General features: G+C 69.0%; 11 protein-coding genes. 2 read left to right on the top strand and 9 right to left on the bottom strand.

Annotated features, from left to right (window positions below):
• Window positions 1–180: 180 nt before the first annotated feature.
• The 4 genes from ACZ3HV_RS30000 to ACZ3HV_RS29985 form a co-directional block, all read right to left on the bottom strand.
• Window positions 181–849 carry a DUF4190 domain-containing protein gene (locus ACZ3HV_RS30000; protein WP_465688995.1) on the bottom strand — a complete coding sequence of 223 codons (669 nt, stop codon included), beginning with the start codon at window positions 847–849 and terminating at the stop codon, window positions 181–183.
• Between the two features lie 128 nt (window positions 850–977).
• Window positions 978–2,186: a DNA polymerase III subunit delta' gene (locus ACZ3HV_RS29995; RefSeq protein ID WP_465688993.1), complete on the bottom strand. Its 1,209-nt coding sequence runs from the start codon at window positions 2,184–2,186 to the stop codon at window positions 978–980.
• Window positions 2,187–4,169 (bottom strand): dTMP kinase, encoded by a 1,983-nt coding sequence (gene tmk, locus ACZ3HV_RS29990; RefSeq protein WP_465688991.1) that lies wholly within the window; start codon window positions 4,167–4,169, stop codon window positions 2,187–2,189.
• A 9-nt stretch (window positions 4,170–4,178) separates the two neighbouring features.
• Entirely contained in the window at window positions 4,179–5,279 is a 1,101-nt protein-coding gene (locus ACZ3HV_RS29985) for a pyridoxal phosphate-dependent aminotransferase (protein ID WP_465688989.1), read from the bottom strand.
• A gap of 78 nt (window positions 5,280–5,357) precedes the next feature.
• On the opposite strand from ACZ3HV_RS29985, the gene ACZ3HV_RS29980 reads away from it, so the two are divergent.
• Together ACZ3HV_RS29980 and ACZ3HV_RS29975 are read left to right on the top strand one after the other, a co-directional pair.
• A complete protein-coding gene (locus ACZ3HV_RS29980; protein ID WP_465688987.1) occupies window positions 5,358–6,767 on the top strand; it encodes an aminotransferase-like domain-containing protein in 1,410 nt (469 codons plus the stop codon).
• Window positions 6,768–6,793: 26 nt separating this feature from the next.
• Window positions 6,794–6,961 carry a hypothetical protein gene (locus tag ACZ3HV_RS29975; RefSeq protein WP_465688985.1) on the top strand — a complete coding sequence of 56 codons (168 nt, stop codon included), beginning with the start codon at window positions 6,794–6,796 and terminating at the stop codon, window positions 6,959–6,961.
• 198 nt (window positions 6,962–7,159) lie between these two features.
• Here ACZ3HV_RS29975 and ACZ3HV_RS29970 read toward each other — a convergent pair whose 3' ends face one another.
• The 5 genes from ACZ3HV_RS29970 to ACZ3HV_RS29950 form a co-directional block, all read right to left on the bottom strand.
• Complete coding sequence (locus tag ACZ3HV_RS29970; RefSeq protein ID WP_465688983.1) at window positions 7,160–9,940, bottom strand: glycoside hydrolase family 2 TIM barrel-domain containing protein; 2,781 nt, start codon at window positions 9,938–9,940, stop codon at window positions 7,160–7,162.
• A 98-nt stretch (window positions 9,941–10,038) separates the two neighbouring features.
• Window positions 10,039–11,820 carry a sialidase family protein gene (locus ACZ3HV_RS29965; RefSeq protein WP_465688981.1) on the bottom strand — a complete coding sequence of 594 codons (1,782 nt, stop codon included), beginning with the start codon at window positions 11,818–11,820 and terminating at the stop codon, window positions 10,039–10,041.
• A gap of 127 nt (window positions 11,821–11,947) precedes the next feature.
• The gene (locus tag ACZ3HV_RS29960) at window positions 11,948–12,385 is read right to left on the bottom strand and encodes a Fur family transcriptional regulator (RefSeq protein WP_465688979.1); all 438 of its coding nucleotides are present in this window, start codon (window positions 12,383–12,385) and stop codon (window positions 11,948–11,950) included.
• A gap of 14 nt (window positions 12,386–12,399) precedes the next feature.
• Window positions 12,400–15,156, bottom strand: coding sequence for a type I DNA topoisomerase (gene topA / locus ACZ3HV_RS29955; protein ID WP_465688977.1), 2,757 nt, complete (start codon window positions 15,154–15,156; stop codon window positions 12,400–12,402).
• Between the two features lie 257 nt (window positions 15,157–15,413).
• Window positions 15,414–16,733 (bottom strand): alpha/beta hydrolase family protein, encoded by a 1,320-nt coding sequence (locus ACZ3HV_RS29950; RefSeq protein WP_465688975.1) that lies wholly within the window; start codon window positions 16,731–16,733, stop codon window positions 15,414–15,416.
• Between the last annotated feature and the right edge of the window lie 110 nt (window positions 16,734–16,843).

Genomic DNA, 16,843 nt, shown 5'->3' with positions numbered 1-16,843 from the left:
CGACTGCGCTGGCTGCGGCTGCGGTGGTGATTGTGGTTGACCTGGTGCCGCCCACTGGGTTCCGGACTGCGGGTCCTGCGGCTGGTTCGGGCGGCCATAGGTCGGGAAGGACCTGGGTGTGTCTTGTGGCCGGTTCGGGTCCGGTTCGGATGGTGGCTGAGTCACATTCCCCCCGCGGTACTACCGCTGCGATCCGCGCATGCTACCGCTCAGCCGCATTCCCGGCATGCCCAGCAGGCACAGGACGTTGCCGTCAGCAACAGCACGATCTTCCAGGACGACGTAGTACATGTCCAGCTCGGACCGTTCGTACGGCTTGCCGACGAACGCGCTGAACGCGGTCGCGCACTGCTGCGTCGCGACCGTCCCGGTCTGCTCCGCGGAGAGCCCGGCGAGGTTCGCGCGGACCGTCGCGTACGCCTCCCCGGTGTGCGCGACCGCGCAGTCCGCGATCCGCACCACCCGCAGGGCCTCGGCCTCCAGGTCCGCGTCGAAGCACCGCCCGACCTCGACCTGCGAGATCGACACGGTCCGGCCGATTCCCGCCCGGCGCTCGACGTCGAGGCCGAGGGCGACGGCCACGCCGATCGCGATCACCCAGCACAGGCTGACCACCAGAGCGCCGTACGCCAGCCGCTTGCCGCGGCCACCGGTCCGCTTGATCCGGCGTAACGCGATCCCGGCCAGCACCACTGCGATCGGCACCAGCCCGGGCAAGCTGGTCACGAACGCGGCAAGGGCATACCGGTCCTGCCGCTGCTGCGCCGGAGTCGGTACGCCGTCCAGCCAAGACTCAGCCGGCGGCAGCGAGGGCCGCGCAGGCTGGATCGGTGGGGGCGGCTGGCTCATGCGGGTCCGTTCGGCAAATGGGCCGAGCGTTCTGTTTTGCCCGGACACCAAGTCATCGGACCGGCCGGTCTCGGTGTTACATCCGCCGCCCAGTAATCGGACGCCTGTCTCAGCGCGTAACGCAGCGTTTATCGCAGAACACGGCGCGGGACATGCGGGCCGTCGTTCCGTCCCTCGAACAGCGAAACGGTCATCGCCTCGAGGGCGAGCAGCGGTGCGACGTTGGCCTCGATGGCCTCCCGGCAGGCGGCGATCGCGTCGATCCTGCGAATCGTTTGTTCAGGCGTGGTTCGGCCACCGAACTGCTCGATGTCGCGGCGCAGTTCGGCGTTGATCAGCTCGGTGCCGGCGGTGGTCTGCACGACCAGCACGTCCCGGTAGAGCGCCATCAGATCGACGAGTGACCGGTCGAGCACGTCCCGTTCCCAGCGCTTGGCGCGCGCCTTCTGCTGGTCCTCGAGCTCCTTCAGCGCGGCGTTCGCCTCGCGCGGCTTGGCGCCCTTGGTCCCGACGCCGAGCGCCTGCTCGAGCGCGGCCCGCTCCTTCTCATCGACCTTCTCGGCGCTGGCCTTGGCCTCCACCTTGGCCGCATCGACCAGCTGCTGCGCGGCCTTCAGGCAGGCCCCGAGATCACGCAACGCGAACGGAACCTCCAGGACCTTGTTCCGCCGGTCGCGCACCTCCTCGTCCCGTGCCAGCGCCCGGGCCCGGCCGATGTGCCCCTGCGCCGCCCGCGCCGCGAACCCCGCCAGCTCCGAATCCATGCCCAGCTTGCTGGTCAGCATCTCCGCGACCGCCGCTGCCGGCGGAGTCCGCAGCACCAGCAGCCGGCACCGCGACCGGATCGTCGGTACGACGTCCTCCACCGTCGGCGCGCAGAGCACCCAGACCGTCCGGGGCGCGGGCTCCTCGATGCTCTTCAGCAGCGCGTCGGCGGCCTGCTCGGTCAATCGATCCGCGTCCTCGACCACCATCACCTGCCACCGGCCCTGGGTCGGGCTCATCGCGGCCCGGCGGACCAGCTCGCGGACCTCGCTGACCCGGATCGAGAGCAGTTCGGTCCGGATCAACGACACATCCGGGTGCGCACCGCTGAGCGCCGTACGGCACTCGTTGCACTCGCCGCAGCTTTGGTTGTGGCACTGCAGAGCAGCCGCGAACGCCCGGCCGGCATTCGACCGGCCCGATCCAGGCGGCCCGGTGATCAACCACGCATGCGTCATCCCGGCCACGGCGGCACCGGTCTCGCCCCGCATCCCCGCCTCGGCCCCAGCCACAGCCCTCTTCAGTACGGCGACCGCCGGCTCCTGCCCTACCAAGTCGTCCCAGACACTCATTTAGGTCACCTTCGGGAGAATGGGTTGGAGTCGGGCGCGGATCTGTTTGGCGATGTCGTCGCGGTCTTGGGAGGCGTCCAGGACCAGGTAGTGCTGGGGTTCGGCGGCAGCGAGCTCGAGGAAGGCGTTGCGGACCCGCTCGTGGAAGTCGTGGGACTGCGCCTCGATGCGGTCCCGTTCGGCGAACCGGCCGAGGCCGTGTTTCGGGGGTAGGTCGAGCAGGATGGTGAGGTTCGGCCGGAGATCGTCGGTCGCCCAGCGGTTCACCCGCTCCACGTCGGTCAGGTCCAGGTCCCGCCCGGAGCCCTGGTACGCCAGCGCGGAGTCGACGTACCGGTCGGTGATGACGACCGCACCGGCTTTGAGCGCGGGTTTGATCACCGAGTCCACGTGCTCGGCCTTGTCGGCGGCGTAGATCAGCGCCTCGGCGCGGTGCGAGATGTCACCGGTGGCCGGGTCGAGAACGATCTGCCGCAGCGTCTTGCCGAGGTCGGTCGCGCCGGGCTCGCGGGTCAGCAGAACCTGCTGCCCCTGCTCCTTCAGCCACTGCACCAGCAGCGCGGACTGGGTCGACTTGCCGGCCCCCTCGCCACCTTCGAGAGCGATGAACAGTCCCGTGGTCGGGTACACACCTGGAGTCTTGCCGAAACTACGGCGTACGTCGCGCCAGAACGGGACTCCCGGTCGATCGTCCATCTGCCGCCAGGCGACCAGGCCGATCACGCCGGCCAGGATCGCGGCGATCAGCATCGTCATCGAGGCGCCGTTGTATGTGACCGACCTGCCGCCGACCGTGTACGTGTGCCGGCCGATCGCGCCCGCGGCGAACGGCGCGATCGCCAGCGTGACCGCAAGGACCGTGCGTACGGCGGACTGGACGAAGGCGAACGTCCGCCCGCGGACCGCGTCCGGGACCTCGAGGCCGAGCAGCGTGTAACCGGACACCCAGGAGGCGCCGGCGCAGAATCCGAGCAGGATCGCGATCATCGTGGCGATCTCGATCTGCTGGATCAGCGCCAGCCCGGCCAGGCAGATGCCGGAACCGACGAGTCCGGCGGCGAACAGCCGGCGCCGGGAAAGGCCGGAGAAGAGCCGCGGCGCGAAGCCCATGCCGAGCGCGAGACCGCCGAAGACGGCGCCGAACAGCACGCCGTACCCGGGATCGCCGGCCCCGAGACCCTCGACATACGTGCGGCCGAGGCCGATCACGACCGCGCCGGCCGCGAACGCTCCGGAGATCCCGACCACGAGACCGCGGACCACCGGCGTACCGGTGACGTAGGACCAGCCCTCGACCATGGTCCGCCACAGGGTCGGGTGATCCTCGTGCTCGTGGATGGCGCGGCCGATCTCGGCGACCGACACGATCGCGAAGGCCGAGATGACGAAGGTCGCGGCGTTCACGTACACCGCCAGGTCGATGGCGAAGTCGCCGGCCCAGCGGGAAACCAGGGTGATCGCGGTGAAGATGACCGCGGCCGGCAGCGCCGTCCCGTACGTCGTGATCAGGCTGAGCTGGTTCGCCGCCTCCAGCCGGTGCCGGGGCACCAGGTTGGGCACGCTCGCATCCTTGGCCGGACCCCAGATCAGGCTGACGATCTCGATCAGCACTGTGGCCACCAGCACCCAGGTCAGCGTGCCGACGAGCGGGATGCTGACGAAGAACGCGGCCCGGATCAGGTCGCCGAGGATCATCGTCCAGCGCCGGTCCAGCCGGTCCGCGATCCAGCCGGCCACCGGGCCCATCACCAGCGCGGGCAGCACGCGCAAGAAGAGCACGCCGCCGATCGCGAAGTTCGCCGCCTGGTAGTCGTCACCCGCGAACGACTTCGCCATCGCGGTCAGGGCCAACAGACCGATCCAGTCGCCAAGACTGGACAGCCCGAACGCGATCCACAGCCGCCGGAACGCCCGGATCCGCAACACCGCGCGCACATCGTGCGCCGGTGCAGGATCGGTCAGCGGGTCATATACCTCCGGCACACCCAAAGCCTAGTGGGCAGCATCGACAGCCTGACGCAGCGCATCCAGCGCGGCCTTCAGCTCGACCGGCGGCGGGAATCCGAACCCGAGCCGGAACACCCGGGGCTCGTCGCCGAACCAGTCCCCGTCGGCCAGCCGCACGCCCAGGTCCGCCGCCGCCCGGCGGAAGCGCTCCAGATCGAGGTGCGGCTTGAGCCTGACCACGCACAAGGCCCCCGCATCCGGCCGGATCCACTCGACCGCATCGCCGTTGGCCCGCACCCACTCCTCGGTGATGGCCAGTCCTTCCTCGAGCAAGGGACGTCGTACGGCGAGAATCTCGTCCTCACGCTCGAAGACGCGCAGGGCGAGGGCCTCGGTGACCGGCGAGGCGGAGACGACCGTGTTGAACTTCGCCGTCACGAGCCGGTCGACCAGGTCCGCGTCGGTGCTGACGACCCAGCCGATCCGCAGCGCGGCCGCGCCGTGACACTTCGACAGCGACGCCACGGTCACCACCTTCGGGCCCAGCCCCACGGCTGTCTCGGCGACCGGCTCATCGCCGTACGTCGCGGTCCGGTAGGTCTCGTCGACCATCAGATACGCGTCCGGGCAGATCTCGGTCATGGCGGCGACGATCTCTTCCAGGGTCTGCCGCGGTACGGCGACTCCGGACGGGTTCTGTGGCGTCGTCAGGCTCACGAGCTTCGTGTCCGGCGTGAGGTGCGCACGGACGGCCTCGGCGGTGAGGCGGTAACCGTCATCGAAGGTCAGCGGCACCACGCGGACGTCGGCGGCGACCGATTCGTACGCGTTGCGGGTCAACGGGAACAGCGGTGCGGTCGTGACGACCTGGCCGCCGTGATCCGCGAGCAGGTACGCCAGCAGGAAGATCGCATGCATCCCACCGACCGTGACAACGACCTGATCCGGACGGACGCCATGCCGGTCGGCGATCGCAGTCCGCAGCCGGAGGTCGCCCGCCGCGGTGCCGTAGCCGAGCTCGAGGTCGCCGAGCTCCGGAGTCAGCAGGTCCGCCAGCCGCAGATCCGGCCCGTAGCTCTCGCCCAGGTCGTGGCGGGGATGTTCGTCGGTCAGGGACACGATGTCGTTGCGAGGAAAGGTGGCCATATGGCCATGGTTCGGGACCGGGGCCGGCGACCCCAGAGCCAATCCGGCAGAATTGGTTTGCGAATGAGGCCAATCGAGATGGTTGAGCGGTTGGGTCGCTGGTCGTCCGGCCGCGGCCCGCTGTACGTGCTGCTCGCGACCCGGCTGCGGCGGCTGATCGACGACGGAGAGCTGCCACCGGGCGCACTGCTGCCGGCTGACCGCGCGCTGGCCGGCGCACTGGCGGTCGGCCGGACCACAGTGGTCGCGGCGTACGACCTGCTGCGGGCAGAGGGCCGCATCACCCGCCACCAGGGCAGTGGGACGCGAGTGGCGGGTACGCCGACCTCGGCGGCGACCGAGGACGCTCCGGTCGACCCGATCTTTCTCGACTCGCTGGAGTCCCGCGATGACGACGTACTGCTCGCCATCTGCGCCGCTCCCGGCGATCCGCCGCCACAGGTCGCCGAGGCGTACGCGCGGATCGTGCCGGAGCTCAGCCGGATCTCGGGCGACATCGGCTACTACCCCTACGGCCATCCGGTACTGCGTGAGGCGATTGCCGCTCGCTATACCGGGCTGGGCGTCCCGACGACGCCGGAACACGTACTGGTGACGAATGGCGGTCAGCAAGCCCTGTCGTTGCTGGCCCATGCGCTGGCGTCGCCCGGAGACCGGGTGCTCGTCGAGGCACCGACGTACCCGGGCGCTTTGGAGGCGTTCCGGGAGGAGGGTGCGGTGTTGCGCGGCCTGCCGGTCGGGCTGGAGGGCTTCGAGGCGGCTACGCGGGAACTGCGTCCGGCGGTCGCTTATGTGATCCCGACGTACCAGAACCCGACTGGCTCGCTGCTGCCGAGGTTGGCTCGTGAGCGTCTCGCTCGGGGTGCCGCGGCTGCGGACGTACCGCTGATCGAGGACGAGGTTCCGGCGGATTTGGGCTTCCCGGGTGAGCCGCGGCCGGCGCCACTGGCCGCCTACAGCGACGCGGTCATCACGGTCGGATCCCTCAGCAAGAGCATCTGGGGCGGGCTTCGCATCGGCTGGGTCCGCGCGCCTGCTCCTCTGGTGAACCGCCTGGCCCGCCTGCGCGCCGTGCACGACCTCGGCGGCAACGTCCCCGCCCAGCTAGCCGCCGCCCACCTGGTCTCCCAGCTCGACGAACTCGGCCTGGCGGAAGAACTGAAGGCCCGCCACGACCACCTCCGCGCGCTCCTCACCCAGCACTTGCCGACCTGGGAAGTTCCCGAGATCACCGGCGGCCAATGCCTCTGGGTCCGCCTCCCGCACGGCGACGGCAACTCCTTCGCCCAATCAGCCCTCCGCCACGGCCTGGCCATCCTCCCCGGCGCCGGCCTGGACGTCACCGGCGCCAGCGACAGCTACGTACGCCTACACTTCCGCGCCCGACCCGAAGACCTCACCGAAGCCGTCACCCGCCTGACCACCGCCTGGCACTCCTACAACCCACCAACCGACCGAGTACACCCCCGCCCGGCCATCGCCATCTGATCGAGAGGCCGCACTACGCTGTGCCCATGCACAGCTGGTCGCAGTCCAGCCACATCACGGACCTGGTCCGCCGGGGTCGGCTGATCCCGGCTACCGACCCCAGCCCGCCGCACCTGCCACCCAGCGCCACCGCCACCGCCACGGACTCTGACGGCACCGACATCGTCGCGGACCTCCGCGAAGACCGACTGTGATCTGGGGCGGACCTGCCGCACTCACCAACCCGGTCGTTAGGTTGTTGCTGGTCCGCGGCAAGGCAGTCCTCCACCTCGACTAGCCGGTCGCACCGATCACCCGCGGATCGCCAGGCCATCACAATCGCGGAGCCGACTGCTCCCGCGGGCGGGAGGTGGTCGGATGCGTGTCGTTGTGATGGCCTGGCGGTCCGGGTGCTACGCCGTGGTGAAGCGGAGGGCGAGCTGCGCCTGGGCGGTCTTGAGTTTGTCGCGGTCGGGGAGGGCTGGGCCGCAGGCGGCTGTGCCTACGCCGGTTTGGGCGATGTCCAGCGTGACGTAGGTGGTGTCGCCGGGGACCAGGTCCGCGGTGTGGCTGGCGGATTCCAGGTCGTGGGTGGTCCAGTCGCGGACGGTCAGGCCGAAGAGGGTGCCGATCGCCTCGACCCGGAGGCTGTCGAGGGTGGCCCAGCGGGTGTCGATGCGATGGCCGTTCTCCTGCGGGCGGACGTACGGCGTCTGCAGCTCGGCGACCGTGGCCGAGTACTTGCCGACCGCGGCGGCCTCACGGGTGTCGACGTACGCCTCGTTGGGGCCGGTGCCGAACCACTCGACGCGCTCCACCTTCGGCAGCTCGAAGGTGATGCCGAGCCGCGGCAGCACCTCCGGGAACAGACCTTCGGGTACGACGCTCAGGTCGAGGACGACTCCACCGTCCACAGCGGTCCAGCGCCAGGTGCTGACGAGACCCCACTGCAGCTGAGGCGGCGCGGTGCGGGTGACGATCTCCCAGGCGCCGTCACGCTCACCCTCGGAGACGATCCGGTGCTGCACCCGGTGCAGTCCCTCCTCCCGCCAAGCATCCGCGACACCCGGAATCGCATCGTTGTCGATCGGCGCCCGCCAAACGTCCAGGCGAGCGTTCTGCACACCGGCGACACTGATCCCCTGAACGCCCACTTCACCCTCAGCAGGTGATCCACCAGCGACAGCAGGAACGTCAACCGGCTCATCCAACCGGATCTGGCCCCAGGCGATCCGGTGACCGGCCTCAGCCCAGGAGGTCGACGACGTGAGCTCGGCGGTGACAGTCACCCAGGTCTCGGGCTTCGACGCGTCCACCGACGGCAGTTCCACCGTGACGGACTCACCGGCAGCGACTACCGGAACCGACAGCTCACCCGCGTCGACCTGTTCACCCTCGACCGCGACGACGTACTTGAACGTCAGGTGGCTCGTGTCCAGCACCTCGTAGCGGTTCGTGATCGACACCGTACCGTTGCCGTCAGCAACAATGCGCAGCGGCTCGATCACCTTGACGTACTCGAGCATGCCGGGTGACGGGGTCCGGTCGGGGAACAGCAGTCCGTCGCAGACGAAGTTCCCGTCGTGGATCGTCTCGCCGAAGTCGCCGCCGTACGCGTAGACCTCGCGGCCGTCGATCGTGGTGCGCAGGCCGTGGTCGATCCACTCCCAGATGAACCCGCCCTGGCAGCGCGGGTACTTCTCGAACACCTCGCGGTAGTCGAGCAGCCCACCCGGGCCGTTGCCCATCGCGTGGCCGTACTCGCACAGGATGAACGGCAGGTTCCGGTACAGCGACGTGTCCGCGCCGATCTCCGCGCACCCCTCCGGCGAGGTGTACATCCGCGAGTAGATGTCGACGAACTCGGCCTCGGTGTCGCGCTCGTAGTGCACCGGCCGCGACGGGTCGAGCTCCTTCGCGAGGTCGTACATGGCCTTGAGGTTCTCGCCCATCCCGCACTCGTTGCCGAGCGACCAGATGATGATCGACGGGTGGTTCTTGTCCCGGTGCACAGTGCGCGCCATCCGTGACACCAGGTCGTCGCGGAACCGCGCGTCCATCACCGGGTTCGGCAGCTTCGGCGGCTGCGGCTCGTACCCGAACCCGTGCGTCTCCAGGTCACACTCGTCGATCACGTACAGCCCGTACTCGTCGCACAGCGACAGGAAGTGCGGGTGCGGCGGGTAGTGGCTGGTCCGGACCGCGTTGATCCCGGCCCGCTTCATCAGCAGTACGTCGTCCAGCATGTCCTGCTCGGTCAGCGCCCGGCCGCGGTCGGGGTGGAACTCGTGCCGGTTGACTCCGTTGAACAGCACGCGATTCGAGTTGACGGTCAACACACCGTCGACGATCGCGACCGTACGGAAGCCGATCCGCAGCCGCACCTCACCACCGTCGGTCCGCAGTACGCCGTCGTACAGCCGTGGCGCCTCGGCACTCCACGGCTCCACGCTGTCGATCCGGGTGTGCTCGCCGGTCGGCAGCTCCAGGCCCAACTCAGGCACCGAAACAGTGCCCGGAACGTCGGACTCCACAAGCAGCGTGCCGGCGCCGTCGAGGTGGTCGTACGCCGCCTTGACGAAGACGTCGGTCGGCGCAGCCGGCCGCAGAGCCAGCAGATTGACCTCGCGGAAGATCCCGGACAGCCACCACATGTCCTGGTCTTCGACGTAACTGCCGGCCGACCACTGGTGCACCCGCACCACGATCCGCGCTTCCTTGCCCGGGGTAACCAGCTCGGTGAGGTCGAACTCCGACGGCAGCCGCGAACCGGACGACCAGCCGACCAGCTCGCCGTTGACGTGCACCGCGAACCGCGAGTCGACGCCCTCGAACCGCAGCACCACGCGCGCGCCGGCCCAGTCCGCCGGCACCGTCACGGTCCGGACGTAGTCACCGGTCGGGTTGTCCGTCGGCACGTACGGCGGCTCGAGCGGGAACGGGTAGACCACGTTCGTGTACGCCGGAGCGCCGTACCCACTGAGCTGCCAGTGACCCGGGACGGCGATCGTGTCCCACCCGGCAGTGTCCGGGTCCTTCAGGTCGTCCGGTGCGTCGGCCACGCTGGGCGACAGCCGGAAGCTCCAGTCACCGGACAGCGGCAGTTTGGCCGAGTCGTCGTCCAGCCAGGCCCGCGGGGGAAGCACGTTGGCGCCGGGAGCAAAGTCCTCGACATAGCTGTGGTCTTGGGTCACAGGCATCGAGCCTAAGCCCTACCTGTTCACGAATCCACACCGATCAACAGATATGGACAGCCCTGACCTGAGGTGGCCAGGGCTGTCCATGCGTTCTCCTATCCGGTGGTGGCGCTGAAGATGTCGTTGTTCCCGAAGTCGTCCGGGCAGTCGCCGAGCGGCCAAGGTGCCGGCAGAACCACCTGGCCGGCATTCGCGGACTGCTGACGCCAGGCGTCGAACGCCGAGCAGTGGACCGAACGGCGAACGTCCGTCCACACGCCGGCGCCATAGTCACGGGTGGCGATGCTGTAGACATAGTCGCCGAGGAACTCGTTGTACAGGATCCTGCCCTGCGACGAACCGCGCGCATCACCGAGTGGACCGGTGTACTCGGTCGTCCAGGCGCCTGGCGCACCACCTACCCCGATCGCGGCAGTCTGCAGTACGCCGTGCTCCGGCCGCGGATTCGCCGTAGTCGTCTGGAACGACTGGGTGAACGACTGCGACGTCACGTACACCCGTTTGCCGTCCGGGCTGATGGCCGGGGCGGCGTACGCCGCGATGTCGCCTGCCGGTGAGATCGGCGCCGGTGTGCTGAACGAGGCCGCGCCATTGGTCGAGTAGGCGAAGAACGCCCTTTCGTGGTCGGGACCGTCGCGGCCGTCGACCCACGCGTCGACGATCTCGTTGGTTGCGTCCGCGCCGGTCGGCGCGCCGTTGGCGATGTCGATGCTCGGCATCGCGGCCAGGTCGGTCCGAGCGCCCGAGACGCCGTCGATGATGCACCGCCCGGTCACCGGGTCGTTGTGGAAGCACGGATCGGTGATCGCCACGACGTCCTGCGGCCGCCGCCAGGTCTGGCCGCCGTCGAGCGACTTGATCACGGTGTGGAAGCCGGCCAGGCTCGTCCCGCCGAAGTGCGTGAAGAACACGTAGACGACACCGTGGCTGTCGGTCCGCACAGTGCATCCGTCGTACGCACCCTGTCTGCCGTTGGCGATCGCGGGTGCGACCTGGTGCTGCTTCCAGGTGACTCCGCCGTCACGGGAGGTGGACACCATCGGCTTCAGTGGGAAGGCGTTGCCCTGACTGAAGCTGTGGAAGTCGGAGTAGCAGACGTAGACGTTGCCGAAGAACGGACTGCTCTCGGCGTTGTCCGCCCAGATCTGCTCCTTGTCGAGGCCGGAGCTGAACGCCGCCTGCGGGGCGGCGAAGTACGGCCGCGACCAGTTCGCCTGGTTCGCGATGCGGGCCGGCGTCGGGTTGTCGATGCTCGACACGTTCACCCCGAAGAACCCGTTCTGGCTGGCTCCGGTGTTGCGCATCACGGTGTCGGTGAGGTTGGTGGACAGGCTGGAGAAGTACAGCCGGTCACCGTTGGCCCAGGAGAATCCATTCGGTCCGGGCGCGGGTCCGAAGGCCACGCCTGGGTCACTGCGGGAGCGCAGTCCGTTCTCGAAGTAGTTCGGCACGGTATGGATCGGGCCTACGTGCGGCGTGCACGGCTCCACTGTCGGACTGCAGTCAGCCGCGGTGAGGCCGGAGTACGTCGGCTGGATCCAGTTGTGGCCGCGGTCGAACGAGAAGTAGACGCCGGTGAGGCCGACGCCCAGGTTGAAGGTGCCGAGTGGGAACGAGCAGGCCGCGTGCTCGGTGGACGCTTGCCGCGAGCACGGCTGCATGTCCACCAGGTCGTTGGCGCCGACGGCGAGCACGTTCGGGCGGATGGCACTGACCGCGAGCGCGGGCTCGTTCTGCGCGTTCTGTGGGTGGGTGGTGCTGGGGCTGCCGACTGTGACGAGAGCGTCGACAGCCGGTGCGGAATTCGCCGCCTGAACTCCGATCGCGCTGAGCGCGAGAGCGGCGGCCAGGATCAGACATCGTCGCAAGGAACGCACGGGTGACTCCTCTCCGCGCGACCCAGGTCCGGGCAAGCGGAGCGTTCACCACAGGAATGGCCTGGGCCGTGACAAACGTGTCCGGCGCCAGCGTAAGCCTGGCCGCACCACGCGCCCAGGGCTTGCGTCAAGTGCTCTTGGCGCAGTCCTTGCAGAGGCCGACCAGGGCGACCTGCTCCGGGGCGAGCTGGAAGCCGAGCTCGCGCTGGACCTTCTTCCGGGCCGACTCGAGGATGTCGCCGGGTGCGTCGTACACCCGTCCGCACTCGGAGCAGCGCAGGTGCAGGTGCCGGGGCGCGAGGTCGCCCGCCAGGTGGTACGTCGTCCCCGCGCGGCCGAGGTGGACGTGCGTGACGAGCCCGAACTCTCCGAGCGCGTCGAGGGCCCGGTAGACGGTGGCGCGGTGGATCCCCGGGCGCAGCTGCTCGGCCCGTTCGCCGATCTGCTCCGCACTCAGGTGCTCCTCGGTGCCGGCGAGCACCTCGACGACCGCGAGGCGGGCCGGCGTGACCCGCTCGCCCCGCTCCCGCAACCGCTGCGCGCTGACCTCGACCGGACTCGTCACCGGCGCACCCTCTCTCAGGACTTCTTCGCCGCCGTCTTCTTGGCCGCCGTAGTCTTCTTGGCGGCAGCCTTCTTGGTCGTGGTCTTCTTCGCCGCGGTCTTCTTGGCCGCCGTCTTCTTGGCCGCCGTCTTCTTGGCGGCGGTCTTCTTCGTCGTCTTCTTGGCCGTCTTCTTGACCGGACCACGCGCCCGCTTGTCGGCGAGCAGCTCGGCGGCGCGCAGCAGCGAGATCGTCTCGACCGAGTCGTCCTTGCGCAGCGTCGCGTTCGTCTCGCCATCGGTGACGTACGGACCGAAGCGGCCCTCCTTAACCACCACCGGCTGACCGGACTCCGGGTCCTCGCCCAGCTCCTTCAGCGGCGGCGCAGCGGCCCGGCGCCCACGCTGCTTCGGCTCGGAGTAGATCTTCAGCGCTTCCTCGAGGGTGATGTCGAACATCTGGTCCTCGGTCTGCAGCGACCGCGAGTCCGTGCCCTTCTTCAGGTACGGCCCGTAGCGCCCGTTCTGCGCGGTGATCTCCTCGTCCGTGGCCGGGTCCTTGCCGACCACCCGCGGCAGCGACAGCAGCTTCATCGCGTCGTCGAGGCCGATGCTGTCCAGCGCCATCGACTTCAGCAGCGACCCGGTCCGCGGCTTTGCGCTCTTCGGCGCGTCCTCCGGCAGCACCTCGGTCACGTACGGCCCGAACCGCCCGGCCTTCGCGACCACCTTGAGACCGGTGTCCGGCGCCGTACCGAGGTCGTGCTCGACGCCCGACGGCTGCTCCAGCAACTCCTGAGCCTTGTCGACGGTCAGCTCGTCCGGCGGCAGGTCCTCCGGCACGTTCGCGCGCCGCTCGTCCTTGTCCTCGACGTACGGCCCGTAGCGGCCGACCCGCAGCACGATGCCGCTGTCGTCACCGCCCACCGGGAACGTCGACATCTCCCGGGCGTCGATGTCGCCCAGGTCGCTCACCATCGACTGCAGGCCCTCGAGGTCGGCGTCACCGAAGTAGAACCGGGACAGCACCCCCTCGCGCTGCAGGTCGCCGGCCGCGACCTCGTCGAGGACGTCTTCCATCGACGCGGTGAACTGATAGTCGACCAGCCGGGTGAAGTGCTCCTCCAGCAGCCGCACCACCGCGAACGCCAGCCAGGCCGGCACCAGCGCCTGGCCCTTCTTGTAGATGTACCCGCGGGCCACGTTCGTCCCGAGGATCGTCGCGTACGTCGACGGCCGGCCGATCTCCCGCTCTTCCATCTCACGGATCAGCGTGGCCTCGGTGTAGCGCGCCGGCGGCTTGGTCTCGTGTCCCGAGGCCAGCACCTCGACCGCGGGCAGTACGTCGCCCTCGGCCACGTCCGGCAACCGGGTCTCCTGGTCGTCCGTTCCCGTGGACGGGTCGTCCGCGCCCTCGACGTACGCCTTGAGGAAGCCGTGGAAGGTGATCACGCGGCCGGACGAGGTGAACTCGCACTTCTCACCGGTCGAGGCGGTCGCGTCGATCTTGATCGATACGCTGTTGCCGGCCGCGTCCTTCATCTGGGACGCGATCGTGCGCATCCAGATCAGCTCGTACAGCCGGAACTCGGCACCGGACAGACCGGTCTGCGCCGGAGTCTGGAAGACCTCACCGGCCGGCCGGATCGCCTCGTGCGCCTCCTGCGCGTTCTTCACCTTGGAGGTGTAGACCCGCGGCTTGTCCGGCAGGTACGACGCGCCGTACAGCTCGCGGACCTGGGCCCGGGCCGCGGTGATCGCGGTGTCCGACAGCGTGACGCTGTCGGTACGCATATAGGTGATGTTTCCGTTCTCGTACAGCCGCTGGGCGATCTGCATGGTCTGCGAGGCGGACATGCCGAGCTTGCGGCCGGCCTCCTGCTGCAGCGTGGTGGTCCGGAACGGCGCGTACGGCTTGCGGGTGTACGGCTTGGACTCGATCGACCGGACGGTGAACTGCGACTCGCGCAGCGCACCGGCCAGCGCGGTTGCCGTCTGCTCGTTCAGGTGGACCGTGTTCGCGCCCTTGAGCTCACCGATCGAGCTGAAGTCGCGGCCCTGCGCCACCCGCTTGCTGTCCACCGAGACCAGGCGGGAGGGAAACTGCCGCGGCGTCCGGCTCTCGCCGGCGTCCAGCGTGGCGTCCAGGTCCCAGTACGACGCGCTGCGGAAAGCGATCCGCTCACGTTCGCGGTCGACCACCATCCGGATCGCGACCGACTGCACCCGGCCCGCCGACAGCTTCGGCATGACCTTCTTCCACAGCACCGGCGAGACCTCGTAGCCGTACAGCCGGTCCAGGATCCGGCGCGCCTCCTGGGCGTCGACCAGGGACTCGTTGATGTCGCGGGCGTTGCCGACCGCGTCCTGGATCGCCTTCGGCGTGATCTCGTGGAAGACCATCCGCTTGACCGGGACCTTGGGCTTGAGCTCGTCCAGCAGGTGCCAGGCGATCGCCTCGCCCTCGCGGTCCTCATCGGTGGCCAGGAAGAGTTCGTCGGCGCCCTTGAGCAGGTCCTTCAGCTTGCGGATCTGCGCCCGCTTGTCGGCCGGGACGACGTACAGCGGGTCGAAGTGGTCCTCGACGTTGACGCCGAGCCGTGCCCATGGCAGGCCCTTGTACTTCGCCGGGATCTCGTCCGCCCCGCTCGGCAGGTCGCGGATGTGGCCGAAGCTGGACTCCACCACGTACCCGGACCCCAGGAAGCCGGCGATCATCCGCGCCTTCTTCGGCGACTCGACGATCACCAGGCGGCTGCCTGCCGCTGTCTTCGTCCCTGCTGCCCCTGCCACTGCGCTCCTTCGCTCTCGTCCTGCCGACAACGTCCCTGAGCGGGCGTCTGTTCCCCCGGACACAGACCGACCCCATCCGAGGACAGGGTACGGCCGACGGCAACGCATTTCTTCCATGCGCTTCTTCAACGCACGGTAACCGGTCCCGCCCCCAGTACGCCTCTCAGGGTTTCAGAAAGTGGCGAACAACCCATCCTCACCGCGCGTCGTACCGGCGCCACTGCCGGCTCCGAGGACCGTTACGAGCGTACGCCGTCTCAGCGCGCGAAACGGATCTCGGGGAACTTCGGGGAGTCTCCGCGCAGCAGCAGCGAGGGCCGGCGGCGCAGGGTCTGGTCGAAGAAAGCGGCGATGTACTCGCGCTGCGCCCAGACGCTGCGGTCCGGTTGCGCACCGCCGACGAGGGCCTTCATCACCGAGGTGATGATCGGGTCGTCGCCGTAGATCGCACGGAACAGTTGGTCGAAGATGAACTGGTAGTCCGTGAACGCCTTCTGCTTGCTCCCGGCCAGGCCCAGGTTCAGCTTCCAGCCGCGCTGGGCGGCCCAGAAGCCGGCCCACGACGCGTCGTAGTACTCCTTGTCCGGATCGCTCCGCTGGGTGTCGCTCGAGCCGAACAGCAGGAACGGCTGATCGAGCCCCCTGAGCGCCGCGTCGCCGAGCGGCCCCTTCGCCGGGTCGTCCCGCAGTGTGCCGTCCAGGTCTATACCGGCCGACACCCGTTCGTCCTCGAGCAGCGTGTTCGCGGTCGCGTAGCCACCGAGCGAGAAGCCGAACATGCCGATCTTGCGCAGGTCCAATCCATCGGCCAGCCCCTCCGGAAGATCGTTGCCCTCGGCATCGGGATTCGCGCCGCCGGCGATCCGCTCGAGCTGGTCCAGGACGAACCGCGCGTCCGCCGTCCGGGTCTCGACGGCCCTCCGGGTGAAGTCCGGATCGGGCAGTTGCGAGGCCGGTACGCCGGGCAGGAACCTCCCGCCGGGAAACTCGACCGGCGTCTCGTGCGTGTGGTCCATCGTCACCACGACGTACCCGCGGCTGGCCAGGTCCTCGACCTGTGCGCTGTTCACGAACCGGCTGTACTGATAGCCGGGCGAGAACAGGACGACGGGATGCCGGATCGGCTGCATCGGTACGTCGACGCGGGCATGCGTCAGGGTGTTCGCGAAGTCGAACGACCCACTCGGCAGCGCGAGTCCCCACTCACCGGTCCAGGCATCGTCCACCTCGACCGCGGTCCGGGCCGGCATGTACTTGGCGACCGGCGCGGACCCCGCCACCGAGGCCGGGTACCAGAGGCTGATCATCAGCTCCCGGCGGCCGCTGGGCATGGTCGGATCCGGCCTCGACTGGTCGATCAGGTGGATGGCGGTCGTCCCGAGCGCCTTGCGTCCACTCGGCGCCGGCAACCGGAACTTCACCGGGTGGAAGTCCGGGTCGTCGTTCTCAGGGTCGTACGGGACAGCTTGGGCAAGGCCGGGAACGGTCAGCGCGAGCCCCGTCGCCAGCCCGGCCGTCAGCATGCGACGCCTGGTGACTCTGTGACTGCTGATGCTGATGGGACGACGATTCGCCATGCGACTCATCGTCATGGCCACATTTCACCCCGTGATGGAGACACCGTCTCAACTTGATGACGGCCGACCTGGTGACAACCCGGCTACCGTGCGCTTCAATGACCGCATCT

This window comes from Kribbella sp. NPDC020701 (genome assembly GCF_055562215.1).
The sequence above is the reverse complement of the archived record's forward strand: the minus strand, read 5'-3'. Positions and strand labels throughout refer to the sequence as shown.

Excerpts from the sequence above, each read along its gene's own strand:
- ACZ3HV_RS30000 (WP_465688995.1), bottom strand. The coding sequence starts at position 849 with ATGAGCCAGCCGCCCCCACCGATCCAGCCTGCGCGGCCCTCGCTGCCG.
- ACZ3HV_RS29985 (WP_465688989.1), bottom strand. The coding sequence starts at position 5,279 with ATGGCCACCTTTCCTCGCAACGACATCGTGTCCCTGACCGACGAACAT.
- ACZ3HV_RS29950 (WP_465688975.1), bottom strand. The coding sequence starts at position 16,733 with ATGGCGAATCGTCGTCCCATCAGCATCAGCAGTCACAGAGTCACCAGG.
- ACZ3HV_RS29995 (WP_465688993.1), bottom strand. The coding sequence starts at position 2,186 with ATGAGTGTCTGGGACGACTTGGTAGGGCAGGAGCCGGCGGTCGCCGTA.
- ACZ3HV_RS29975 (WP_465688985.1), top strand. The coding sequence starts at position 6,794 with ATGCACAGCTGGTCGCAGTCCAGCCACATCACGGACCTGGTCCGCCGG.
- ACZ3HV_RS29980 (WP_465688987.1), top strand. The coding sequence starts at position 5,358 with ATGGTTGAGCGGTTGGGTCGCTGGTCGTCCGGCCGCGGCCCGCTGTAC.